The following is a 12,849-nucleotide window of genomic DNA, read 5'->3' as shown; positions in this document are numbered from 1 at the left end:
AATCCTAAATAAAAAAGCCACAATATTGTGGCTTTTTTATTTGTCAGTTTTAAGCAATTTCTGCTGGAAAGGTCACTACTTTTTCAATTTTGACCTGATCTGTTGCAACCATGAGTAAACGGTCTACACCTAAAGCGATACCTGAGCATTCCGGCATATGAGGCAATGCAGCTAACAGATGCTCATCTAAAGGCATAACATGAAGACCCTGCTTAGCCCGCTCTGCATTATCTGCTTCAAAGCGTGAACGTAACACATCTGCATCGAGTAATTCATCGTAGGCATTGGCTAGCTCTAAGCCTTCAATATAAACCTCGAAACGCGCCGCAACCTCTTCCCCATCTTCATCTATTTTCACTTTTGCCAAAGAGGCCATTTCTGGTGGAAAGTCAGTTAAAAAAACTGGAGCATCAAAACCTAAACTTGGTTCAACAAAATGAGAAAATAACAAATCCATATAAGCTAGGCGATCATCGCCCAAGTCGAGATTTAATCCCACACGATTTGCGGTATCTTTGAGTTGTTTCAAAGTTGCCTGCAAAGGGTTAATATCAAGACGATCTTGAAAGGCATGTTTATAACTTAAAATAAACGGACGAACTTCACCAAAACGATGTTGCAAACAGGTTTGCAATAAATCGGCTGTTTCATGCATTAACGCTTTTAAGTCTAGACCGGGGCGATACCATTCAAGCATGGTAAATTCACTGTTGTGTTTACGCCCGTGTTCATCATCTCGGAACACCTTACAAATCTGGTAAATCGGTCCACTACCGCTCGCCAATAAACGCTTCATGGCAAACTCAGGTGAAGTCTGTAAATATTGAGTTTGCAATTTGCCATTAATATGACGCAAAGCCTGAACTGAAGCTAAATGTACATCGGTGACGCCTGCTTGCGAAACAATCGGTGTTTCAACTTCCATGACATCACGTTCAGCAAAAAACTGACGAATTTGGGTATAGAGCTTGGCACGTGCTTTTAAGGCATCAATTGAACAAGTAGGTTGATAACTTAAACTCATGCCTGTGGTCCCCCATGTGCTGCCCATTCACGACGCAGCGGATAATTCTTACGTAATAAATCAAATGCTTTTTGCTCTACTTTGCCATCTTTAATACAAGCACGGATGTTGGCATCATCTTGAGCAATATCATAAATCTGAGCTAACTTTTGCTTTAACACCGCTTTTAAATCATGTCCCGAAAAATAGTCTTCACATGCAGGTAACTGAGTTTCGAAACGCTTATTAATGTCGTATCCAAACTTTTGACAAAAAGCTTCATAAATCATTTGTGTACCGCGGGCTTTTCCTTCAAGGCTATAACCAGCAATATGCGGTGTTGCTAAAGCCAACATGTCTATGAGTTCTTCTGATATGACTGGTTCATGCTCAAATACATCAAGCACCACTTTACGCTGGGTACGTTGAATGTCTTCCATTAAAGCGGCTTCTTTCACGACTGGACCACGTGCACTATTAATTAAAATTGTGTCTGGTTGAAGCGCTGCGAAAGCTTTTTCATCAAACAAATGATATGTGGGATGTTCACCGTTTTTGGTCAGCGGCACATGAATTGAAATGGCATTGGCTTGTTGCAACAAAGTTTCTAAGCTTACATTTTCAATTGTGTCTAGTTTCACATATGGGTCAAAGCCAATTACATTCCAACCAAGTAACTGAGCCATATAGACCAAACGCTTACCGACATTGCCAAGGCCAACAATGCCTAGGGTAAATTTTTCTTGTTGTTCTAAAAGGTTCGCATCTAAATGCAGTAAAGCAGTAATGACATATTCAGCAACCGCTTGTGCATTACAACCAGCCGCATTTGCCCATGTAATTCCTTGTTTTTCTAACGCTGCAATATCTAAATGATCGGTCCCAATTGTGGCACTGCCCACATATTTTAATGCTGTGTTTTCAATTAAACTTGCGTTAACCGTAGTAACCGAGCGGACTAACAATGCTTGAGCATCTTTTACATCTGCATGGGTTAAAGTACGCCCTGCTTTGTGTTGAATATCGCCAAACTCAGAAAAAAAGTAATCGGTAAACGCCAAATTTTCATCTGCGACGATTTTCATTGTCTGCAACCCATAGCTTATAAAAACGTTATTATCCTTTGAGTTGTAGCAAAGCACAATGTTAAGGGTATAAATTAGTACAGGATCTAAAGACTCAGTTTAGTTACAACCCACCACCAAAATAAAAGTAAGCCATGACAGCGAGTGTGAGCCAAATTAAAATAATGAGTACGGCAACCAAATAGTTTTTTGGTCGTTTTTCATGTTCATCCAACCATTCTTCAGCTTGTTGTTCTGCATCGAAAATGACTTGTTGAGGCGTAAAACGAACTGCTAACCAAATCAGTATTGGTAAAATGATGGCATCATCAATAAAGCCCAAAATAGGAATAAAATCTGGAATTAAGTCGATGGGGCTAAACGCGTAAGCCACAGCCACCACAGCAATAATTTTGGGTAACCACGGCATTTGAGGATGCCTTGAGGCAAACCAAAGCATAATAATTTGCTTCTTTAGACCTTTTGCCCATTCTTTTATTGATTGTAACCAAGACATTTGGACAGACTCTGAACCTTTAGAGTTTTATAATAATCCATAAAACCTATCCTTAGCTTAAAAGCCAAAGAAATGTCAGATGAGCTTTATTTTAGGTCCATCACCTTGAACAATATATTTTAAATTTCTGTATATAAAACAAATCTGTCCCCCCTACAAAAACTTGCCAAAGTCAGGCCAGATTGCTTGGCTAACTGAATGGCCATACTGGTCGGTGCTGAAATTGAAGCCAGTAGACTTATATTCAGCTGGGCACATTTTCGTATCAGTTCATAACTTGCACGACTGGTCATCACCACAAAACCTAAACTGGTGTCGTAGTTTTCTTGTGCTAAATAACCTATTAATTTATCTAAAGCATTATGGCGGCCGACATCTTCAAATAAAGCGACGATGTGACCATCAACCACCCATGCTGCGGCATGTGCGCCACCCGTTAAAGCGGTAATTTCTTGCTGGGCTTTTAAGTGGGAAATGGCACTCGGAATTTGCTCAAGCCATATTTTTGATGCATGTGTTGTAATTTTTGGAACATCTAACTGAAACTGCTCTAAGCTTTCAATTCCACATAAACCACAGCCTGTACGGCCTACCATCATGCGGCGGTGTTCTTTTAAGGCAGCAAATGCTCTCGATGAAATGGTCATTTCCACCGTAATACCCAATTCATTTTGATGTACATCAAGCGCATATAGCTCTTTTAAGCTAGTTAAAATGCCTTCTGAGAGACTAAAACCTTTGGCAAATAAATCAACATCGGTCGGTGTCGCCATCATCACCGCATGCGAAATGCCGTTATACACCAAGGCAATTGGGTACTCTTGCACAATATGATCTAAAACATTTTCAGAGTCGGTTTTGTTAAACCGCTGTACTGGTAATGTTTCAACCCCATAAGAATGTGGTGTCAAAATTATTTCCTTTATTTCAAAATGGCGCTTGTTTAGAGCGCCATTTGTTTGGATGACATTTTTTAATATTGCCTTTGATTAAAGGTTGCTTACTTTCTTATCGGCATCTTCAGGGGCTACTGCGGTTGCCAAGTTAAAATGCTCTGGCGCATTTCCGGGATGCAAAATCACAGGAACGCTTTTTGAAGCAGGAATCTTGGCATATTTATCATGACTACTTAATGCCACCAAAGGATTAGTTTCTGGATAGTAAGCGGCTAAACTGCCTCGCGGAATGTTGTACGGCACAATACGGAAACTATGCACGATACGTTTCACACCGTCCGAGAAAACACTTTCAATATCGACCCATTGGTTTGCTTCGAAACCAGCTTCATCAATATCAGCTTGGTTCATAAACAACACACGGCGCTGACCAAACACTCCGCGGTAACGGTCATCTAGACCATAAAGTGTCGTGTTGTATTGGTCATGAGAACGCGTGGTCATTAAGGTATAAACTTTACTGTCGGTATATGCGGCAGCGTACTGATTTTCTTTATCGGCATAGACTTCACTCAGCGGTGTAATCATAAACTGCGCTTTACCACTTTTTGTATTCCAGATGTGCTGATTGGCTGGATGCTCTAAGTGGAATCCACCTGGTTCATAGACACGTAAATTAAAATCATGGAATTCATCAAAGACATCGGCAATTGAATCACGAATACGGTCATAGCTTTCGATGTACCATTTCCATTTAATTTGGCTATCTGGTAACACCGCCTCTGCCATTCTTGCCACAATGTCTGGCTCAGATAAAATATTTTCAGAAATTGGAGTATTACGCCCTGCCGACAAATGGATATTACTCATTGAATCTTCGACTGAAATTGCCTGCGGGCCATGAAGTTGTTCATCAATTTCAGTACGGCCTAAACATGGCAAAATGAGTGCCTCTTTACCACATACCAAATGACTACGGTTTAACTTGGTTGCGACATGAACAGTTAAATTACACTTTCTAAGTGCTTCTTGGGTATACGGTGTATCAGGGGTTGCAACTGCAAAGTTTCCGCCTAGACCAATAAAGACTTTGACCTCGCCTTCAGCCATCGCTTTAATGGTTTCGACGACACCATGCCCATTTTTTCTCGGTGATTTAATTCCAAACACGCGGTCAATGTTGTCTAGTAATTTAGGGCTAGGGAGTTCATTAATGCCCATGGTTCGGTCACCTTGCACATTACTGTGCCCACGAACTGGACAAAGCCCTGCACCTGGCCTGCCAATTTGCCCACGAGCCAACAATAAATTCGCTAACATATGTACATTGGCAGTTCCGTGGCGATGCTGGGTAATTCCCATACCCCAACAAAAAATTGAACGTTCAGAATCTAAAAAGAGTTTGGCTAGTTTTTCTAAATGTTCAGCAGACAAACCTGAATGTTTATAGATATCTGCCCATTCAGTTTTTTCAACCTCAGCAATCATTTCATCAAAACCAATGGTATTGACCGCAATAAAGTTTCGGTCAAAAACACTTGGTTTTCCTGAGCCAAGGGCTTTTTTATCCCACTCATTTAAGTGCTTTAAAATTCCTAACATCAGTGCGTAGTCACCACCAATTTTAGGTTGGAAATAATAACGGCTAATAGGTGTACTGCCATTGGTCATCATTTCAAGTGGTGCTTGTGGGTCTTGGAAACGTTCAAGTCCTCGTTCTTTAATTGGGTTAATCGCAACAATGTTACCGCCACGTTTAGACACTTCACGCAAAGTACCTAACATACGCGGGTGATTGGTTCCGGGATTATGCCCAAAACTAAAAATCGCATCGGCTAAATCAAAGTCTTCTAGGGTGACTGTGCCCTTTCCTAAACCAATCGAATCAAGCAAACCAACACTTGTCGTTTCATGGCACATGTTCGAACAATCTGGAAAGTTATTTGTACCAAAGCTTCGCACAAACAGTTGATATAAAAATGCTGCTTCGTTACTGGCACGGCCAGAGGTATAAAATGCCGCTTGGTCTGGGTTGTCTAGCACATGTAAATGTTGAGCAATGAGTTTAAATGCATCGTCCCATGAAATAGACAAATATTTATCGGTTGCAGCATCATAGCGAACTGGGTCTGTTAAGCGGCCTAAGTCTTCGAGGAAAAAGTCACTTTGTTCTGATAACCAACTGACGGTATGCCCTGCGAAATATTCAGGAGTCACTGTTTTACTGGTTGCTTCAAAGGCAACTGCTTTTGCACCATTTTCACAGAAGTTAAAGGCATGAGCATCTTTCTTTTCTGGCCATGCACAGCCGGGACAGTCAAAACCTGTAGGTTGGTTAATGTTGAGTAAGGTAATTGAACCTTTACCTAAAATATCTTGTCGCTTTAAGTTTCGAGCAACACTTAGCAGTGCGCCCCACCCGCCAGCAGGATGAGTATATGGCTCAATTCGCGCAAAACCGTTATTTTCCTGTATCTGCTTTTGTTCTTCTGAATTATCCACTTTGTCATCCTCTTAATTCTTCTTAGGCATTCAACAGATCCAATAAAACCACAAATTTAATTATGCTTATATTAAGAATCGCTGCTGTCTAGCTTGGGGGTAGAGTCCACTTGGTATGTTATTCACCATATTTTAAAAAGCTGGCTCAACTGTTCTTATAATATGTGCCATATTTTTTACAATTACAATAATTCAAGCCAACCACGCTATTTATAGAAAAATATATAAAACAATGAGTTAAAAAGATAGAAACTCCGCCTTTTACAGATCAAAACATTATTAGTTTTCATTCTTAACAGAAGAGAAACTCTTTAAAATTGATGCTTACATGTCTTTATGTATGGTTTTTTGGGACTAAGCAGTATAAAACAATTAAAAATCTATCCACATTAGAGCACTTATGAAGGTTGTGATCGCCCCTGATTCATTTAAAGACAGCTTATCTGCTTTAAACGTAGCTCAGGCCATTGCCAAAGGATGGCAAGAAGTTTTTCCTCATGCAGAAACGATTTTATGCCCTATGGCCGATGGCGGCGAAGGAACCATTGAAGCTGTTTTAGAAGTCTGCGAGGGGCAATGGCGTGAAAAAACTGTGGTTGGGCCATTAAGTCAGCCTGTTCAGGCAAAATGGGGCTGGTTAGAAAAACAAAAAATCGCCATCATTGAAATGGCTCAAGCGAGCGGCATACAGTTAATCCCACCGTCAGAACGTGATGCCTGCCACAGCACAACGTTTGGAACAGGCCAACTCATTCTTGATGCTTTAGACGCAGGTGCAAAAGACATTATTTTAACTGTGGGCGGTAGTGCGACCAACGATGGCGGCACAGGATTACTGAGTGCTTTGGGTGCTGTTTTGCTCGATGCCAACCAAAAGGCTTTACCCGCAGGTGGTCTCGCTTTAAGCAACCTATCAAAAATTGATTTAACACACTTTGACACACGTATTCAGCACACGCGGTTTTTACTAGCTGCCGATGTGACCAATCCACTTTGCGGTCCAAACGGCGCATCACATATTTTTGGCCCACAAAAAGGGGCTTCTCCTGCTCAAGTACAACTGCTTGATGCAGCGCTTGCTCATTTTGCCGATGTCTCTGCGCAAATTTTAGGTTTCGACAAACGAAATGAAGCAGGTTCTGGTGCTGCTGGTGGTTTGGGCTTTGCAGCCAAAAGTTATTTAAATGCCGACTTTAAAGCTGGAGTTAAAGTCGTAGGTGAACTGAATCAACTTGAACATAAAATTGCTCATACAAATTGGGTTATTACAGGGGAAGGTAAATTTGACCAGCAAACACTAAGTGGTAAAACAGTTTTTGGGGTGAGTCAAATTGCTAAAGCACATAACGTTCCGGTCATTGTGATTGCAGGAACTTTAGGCCAAGGCTACCAAGAGCTTTATGAGCAGGGCGTTACGGCTGCTTTCTCATTAGCAAATGGTCCCATCACATTAGAACAAGCCTGCGAACATGCAGCAGAACTCATTTATGAAAGAACAGTCGATATTGCGAGGTTAATTCAGTTTAGCCAAACCAGCTTGAAAGATAAAAAAGTTTAATCGGTTAACTTTAAAAGACTCTCTTTACAGCTTTCCAATATTTCATCGCTAAGGATTGATTGGTCTGGGCATGCGCGAGACAAGGCAATTGCCCCTACGGATTGAGCAAGAATATTAATAGCTTGCTTTCTCAACTCTGGCGCTTCCAAAGAAACTTGTTTTGCACGTTCATTCATAATGAACTGGATAAGTTGCTCAATGCCCTCTTCAAATTCGACTTTTACTTCGTCTGGCTGTCTTGCTGCATCACAAGATAAGGCTGTTAGTGTGCAGCCCAAATCTCGGTTATCTCGATGAGTTCGAGACACATAAAGCTGAATAAATTGAGCTAAATTTAAACCTTCTATTCTTTTTAAAACCTGCTCAAGCCCATGTTTAACAGTAATTGAGACAAGGTCTGTTTTCGAACTGAAATGTTTATAAAACCCACCATGAGTAAAGCCTGCGCTAGACATTAATTCAGCAATGCCGACACCATCGTAGCCTTTGTTACGAAACAGTTGAGTCGCCTTTTCAACAATTTTTTCTCGGTTTTCTTTTACCTGAGTTTTACTGACTTTCATGTTGGCCTACCCACTTTTACTCACCTTACTCGTCATAATTATACATTGATTATGATTGACATCAAAAATTATATATTTTAGATTATGATCATCATCTAAAAAATTAAAGCGTGGAGACATCACATGTCAGCTCAATCAAAAGTACTTATTACAGGAGCTTCGTCAGGAATTGGTTCTGTCTATGCAGACCGATTTGCTCAACGTGGCCATAACTTAATCTTGGTTGCACGAGACACAAACCGCCTAGATAAAATCTCAAAAGATCTTCAAGAAAAATACGGCGTACAAGTCGAGTTCATTCAAGCCGATCTATCAAATGATCAAGACATTAGTAAGATTGAAGATGTACTCAAAAACGATGCTGATATTGAAATTTTGGTAAATAACGCTGGCATTGCACTAAACGGAACCTTTTTAACTCAAGATATTAAAGATATTGAAAAACTCATTACTTTAAATATGACTGCAGTTGTTCGTTTGTCTCATGCAATTTCGCAATCACTTATACATAAAGGTAAAGGTGCCATTATTAATTTAGGCTCTGTGCTTGGATTAGCCCCTGAATTAGGTTCTACCATTTATGGTGCAAGTAAATCTTTCATCCAATTTTTTAGCCAAGGCTTATATTTAGAATTAAAAGATCATGGCGTGCATGTTCAAGCCGTATTGCCTTCTGCTACTAAAACCGAAATTTGGGAACGTTCTGGCATCGACTTAAGCCAAGTCCCACCATTAATGGATGTCAATGATTTGGTCGATGCGGCTCTGATTGGTTTTGACCGCAAAGAAACGATTACAATTCCTGTGCTGAAAGACGAAAATCAATGGAATAATTTTGAAAAATCACGTATCACATTACTACCAAACTTTTCTTCGGCTGATGTAGCCCAACGTTATAAAAACTAACGAGTACAGCTACCCAACTCTTAAGTAGGAAAATCTTATGAATGTTATTGATGCCATCCGTAACCGCCGCGCAGTTAAACGCTTCGACCCTGCTTTTCAACTTTCTGAAGATAACAAAAAGCAGTTATTACAAGAGGTTTTAGCCAATGCGCCAAGCGCTTTTAACTTACAACATTGGCGTCCAGTCATCATTGAAGATACTGAGTTAAGACAAAAAATTCGCACCATTGCTTGGGATCAACCACAAGTTACAGAATCATCATTACTGATTGTGTTGTGTGCAAAAGTAAATACATGGGAAGTTGATGCTAAGCGTGTATGGGATGGAGCTTCTCCGGAAGTTCAAAATATTATGGTTGGCGCAATCGACCAATATTACCGTGACCGTCCACAAACCCAACGTGACGAAGTGATGCGTAGTGCGGGTATTTTTGCTCAAACTTTAATGTTACTTGCTCAAGAGCATGGTTTAGACAGTTGTCCTATGGATGGTTTTGACTTTGACGCAATGGCGAAGCTCATTAACTTACCTGAAGACCATGTGGTGTGTTTAATGATTGCTGTTGGTAAGTCAGCTTCCGAGCCTTACCCACGCGTGGGCAAACTTCCTTACGACGATGTCATTATTCAAAATACATTCTAAGTTTTTAGTCAGATTTTAGGCCCTCATGCTATTTATAGCATGAGGGCCTAATTGTTAATGACATTCTGTTTTGTAAAATCATTTTGCCTTTTTGGTGTTTAACTTATTGGTTAAACGACGAACTAAAAGAAAAAATAAAGGCACAAAGAAAATAGAAAGTAGAGTTCCCGAAATCATCCCACCAGTTACGGCGATACCAATTTCTTTTCGGCTAACAGCCCCTGCTCCTGTAGATACAGCCAATGGAAGAACACCTGCAACAAAAGCCAGAGATGTCATAATAATTGGCCGTAATCGCTGACCCGCACCTTCAATAATGGCATCCATTAATGCCTGACCAGCCTCTAACTTAGCTGCCGCAAATTCAACAATCAAAATAGCATTTTTGGCAGAAAGCCCAATGGTGGTAAGCATAGCGACCTGAAAGTAAATATCGTTAACAAAACCTGCCAGACTTGCAGCAACTACAGCGCCAATAAGACCTAAAGGAATCACTAGCATGACAGAGACAGGAATAGACCAACTTTCATAAAGTGCTGCCAAACATAAAAAGATAAAGATGATTGAAGCCAAATATAACCAGATCGTTTGGCCACCCGCTAGTTTCTCTTGATAAGACAACCCACTCCACTGAAGATTAAAACCTTGTTGCTGGTCAACTAACTGCTGCATCTTATCCATAGCCCCACCAGAACTCTCACCTGCCGCCGCAGAGCCTTGTATTTGAACGGCTGAAAGACCGTTAAAGCGTTGCAGCATTTGAGGGCCCATCTGCCATTTCACAGAAGAGAAGCTAGAAAATGGCGTCATCTCACCAGTAGCACCGCGAACATACCATTGCCCAAGATCTTGGGGTAAGGAACGATAGATTGCCTCTCCTTGCAAATAAACTCGCTTAACACGTCCCTGATCTATGAAATCGTTAATATAAGATCCGCCCCACGCCGATGACAGCGTATTACTAATATCTGCTTGGGCTAATCCAAGAGCACTGGCTTTTCTTTGATCGATATCGACTTGTAACTGGGCTTTATCTTCTAAGCTATTTAAACGTACTGCAGCTAGGCCAGAATCAGCATTTGCTACTTTTAACACATTATTTTGTGCTGCGAGTAAAGCATCTCGTCCTTTATTTTCAGCATCTTGCAACCAAAATTCAAAGCCACTAGATTGCCCAAGGCCTCTTACAGCAGCGGGTGAAAGTATCTGAACACGTGCGTTACGCAGTGACTTAAAATGTGCATTTGCACGAGCAATCACAGCTTCGGCTGTATTTTCACTACCTTCTCGGTCATCCCAATGTTTGAGTCCGGCAAATGCCATTCCCACATTTTGCCCACTGCCTGCGTTATTTCTACCCATCACCATGAAAATCACATTGAGATTATTCTTTTCTTTCGTCAAAAAGTAATCTGCAATCTGATTACCAACCCGCTCTGTTTCAGCTAGTGTCGTGCCTACAGGCGTACTAAATTGAACCATAACCGAGCCTTGGTCTTCTTGTGGTAAAAACCCCGTATTCATACGCGTATATTGCCAACCTAACAAAGCTGTAATACCTACGAATATGATCATAAAGACTTTGGGTTTACCTAAAACAGCAACTAGCTTTGTGCGGTAGCCTGACTGCCCTTGTTCGACTTTACGATTGAACCAAGTAAAGAATTTTCTCTGCTTATGTTTTTCATTTGCAGGTTTGAGTAATGTTGCACATAACGCAGGTGAAAGTGTTAAAGCAACAATTGCAGAAAGTACCATTGCCGATACGAGCGTTACCGAGAACTGGCGATAGATAATCCCGACGGAACCACCAAAAAATGCCATAGGTAAAAATACTGCTGCGAGTACCATGGCAATACCCACGAGCGCACCCGATATCTCCTGCATTGAAATTAGGGTGGCTTGCCGAGCATCAAGATTTTGCTCATGCATAACCCGCTCGACATTTTCTACAACGACAATCGCGTCATCTACCAGTAAACCAATTGCGAGTACCATCGCAAACAAAGTCAGTGTATTAATGCTATAGCCAAGTACGCTCAACACACCAAATGTTCCTAACAATACAACTGGAACAGCAATTGCCGGAATTAAAGTCGCACGCCAGCTCTGCAAAAATAAGAACATGACAATAATAACGAGAACAATCGCTTCAGCTAAAGTTTTAATCACCCCATTTACCGAAGCTTCTACAAATGGCGTACTGTCGCGTGGGTATGCAACTTTTAAACCCGCTGGCATAGAGGCAGTTAACCGTGTGACTTCAGCTTTAACTCGTTCAGCCGTTTCTAATGCATTGGCACCAGATGCAAGCTGAATAGACATACCCGAAGCTGGCTTTCCATTCAAACGTGTAGAAGTCTGATAACTCTCTGCACCACGCTCGACTCGAGCAACATCTTTAAGTAATACAACCGCACCATTGGTTTGTGTGCGCAAAATAATATTTTCAAATTGGCTCACGGTTTGTAACCGAGATAATGCTGTTACTGTTGCATTTAAAGCCTGCCCATCACGCGTGGGTAATGCGCCCAATTCTCCTGCTGTAATTTGAGTGTTTTGTGCTTCAATTGCAGTTCTAACGTCTGATGGCATTAATCCATAACTGTTCAATTTATGAGGATCAAGCCAGATGCGCATTGCATATTGAGCACCAAATACGGTGATTTCACCCACTCCATCGACCCGACTTAATGGGTCTTGCAGTGTACTCACCATATAGTCAGATATGTCGACAGAAGATCTAGTCCCACTTTCATCGTAAAGCGCAAAGACCAGTAAACTATCGCCTTGTGACTTTGTCACAGTGATCCCTTGCTGCTGAACCTCTTGCGGCAATCGACTCAGCGCCTGATTCACAGCATTTTGCACCTGCACCTGCGCAGTGTCAGGATTGGTATTCTGATCAAAACTAAGACTTATTCGTGCTTGCCCCGCCGAACTACTACTCGATGAAAAATAAAGTAGACCATCAATCCCTTTAATTTGTTGCTCCAAAATCTGGGTAACACTGTCTTCAACAGTTTTGGCAGATGCTCCCGGATAGTTTGCAGTAACATTTACACCCGGTGGTGCAATGTCAGGATATTGTTCAATGGGTAACGTTAAAATCGAAATCGTCCCCAATGCCATAATACAAATAGAGAGGACCCAAGCAAAAATAGGTCGTGCAATAAAAAAACTCGACAACATACGCA

General features: G+C 41.2%; 10 protein-coding genes. 3 read left to right on the top strand and 7 right to left on the bottom strand.

The window, feature by feature from the left end; all coding sequences use genetic code 11:
- Nucleotides 1-49: 49 nt before the first annotated feature.
- The 5 genes from epmA to AC52J8_RS04580 form a co-directional block, all read right to left on the bottom strand.
- Nucleotides 50-1,024, bottom strand: coding sequence for an EF-P lysine aminoacylase EpmA (epmA, locus tag AC52J8_RS04600; RefSeq protein ID WP_064784589.1), 975 nt, complete (start codon nucleotides 1,022-1,024; stop codon nucleotides 50-52).
- Nucleotides 1,021-2,088 (bottom strand): 4-phosphoerythronate dehydrogenase, encoded by a 1,068-nt coding sequence (locus AC52J8_RS04595; protein ID WP_086354747.1) that lies wholly within the window; start codon nucleotides 2,086-2,088, stop codon nucleotides 1,021-1,023. Before AC52J8_RS04595 ends, epmA begins: the two co-directional genes overlap by 4 nt.
- Before the next feature lie 103 nt (nucleotides 2,089-2,191).
- Nucleotides 2,192-2,584 carry a YkvA family protein gene (locus AC52J8_RS04590; RefSeq protein ID WP_016146188.1) on the bottom strand — a complete coding sequence of 131 codons (393 nt, stop codon included), beginning with the start codon at nucleotides 2,582-2,584 and terminating at the stop codon, nucleotides 2,192-2,194.
- Nucleotides 2,585-2,703: 119 nt separating this feature from the next.
- Nucleotides 2,704-3,495, bottom strand: a complete 792-nt coding sequence (gene fdhD, locus AC52J8_RS04585; protein ID WP_086354748.1) for a formate dehydrogenase accessory sulfurtransferase FdhD — start codon at nucleotides 3,493-3,495, stop codon at nucleotides 2,704-2,706.
- Nucleotides 3,496-3,573: 78 nt separating this feature from the next.
- Entirely contained in the window at nucleotides 3,574-5,982 is a 2,409-nt protein-coding gene (locus AC52J8_RS04580; RefSeq protein WP_086399756.1) for an FdhF/YdeP family oxidoreductase, read from the bottom strand.
- Between the two features lie 400 nt (nucleotides 5,983-6,382).
- Here AC52J8_RS04580 and AC52J8_RS04575 point away from each other — a divergent pair, with 400 nt between their 5' ends.
- Nucleotides 6,383-7,540, top strand: coding sequence for a glycerate kinase (locus AC52J8_RS04575; RefSeq protein ID WP_086399755.1), 1,158 nt, complete (start codon nucleotides 6,383-6,385; stop codon nucleotides 7,538-7,540).
- On the opposite strand, the gene AC52J8_RS04570 is transcribed toward AC52J8_RS04575, so the two are convergent.
- The gene (locus AC52J8_RS04570) at nucleotides 7,537-8,103 is read right to left on the bottom strand and encodes a TetR/AcrR family transcriptional regulator (protein WP_032036034.1); all 567 of its coding nucleotides are present in this window, start codon (nucleotides 8,101-8,103) and stop codon (nucleotides 7,537-7,539) included. The two genes, AC52J8_RS04575 and AC52J8_RS04570, sit on opposite strands and share 4 nt — an antisense overlap.
- Before the next feature lie 123 nt (nucleotides 8,104-8,226).
- Here AC52J8_RS04570 and AC52J8_RS04565 point away from each other — a divergent pair, with 123 nt between their 5' ends.
- Nucleotides 8,227-9,009: an SDR family NAD(P)-dependent oxidoreductase gene (locus tag AC52J8_RS04565; protein WP_068930097.1), complete on the top strand. Its 783-nt coding sequence runs from the start codon at nucleotides 8,227-8,229 to the stop codon at nucleotides 9,007-9,009.
- A 37-nt stretch (nucleotides 9,010-9,046) separates the two neighbouring features.
- Nucleotides 9,047-9,652 carry a nitroreductase family protein gene (locus tag AC52J8_RS04560; protein WP_044101882.1) on the top strand — a complete coding sequence of 202 codons (606 nt, stop codon included), beginning with the start codon at nucleotides 9,047-9,049 and terminating at the stop codon, nucleotides 9,650-9,652.
- Between the two features lie 78 nt (nucleotides 9,653-9,730).
- On the opposite strand, the gene adeE is transcribed toward AC52J8_RS04560, so the two are convergent.
- Nucleotides 9,731-12,844, bottom strand: a complete 3,114-nt coding sequence (adeE, locus tag AC52J8_RS04555; RefSeq protein WP_086399754.1) for a multidrug efflux RND transporter permease subunit AdeE — start codon at nucleotides 12,842-12,844, stop codon at nucleotides 9,731-9,733.
- Nucleotides 12,845-12,849: the final 5 nt, after the last annotated feature.

Source organism: Acinetobacter sp. S-1, assembly GCF_059579785.1.
Note: the sequence above shows the minus strand (reverse complement) of the source record. Positions and strands in the feature narration are given on the sequence as shown.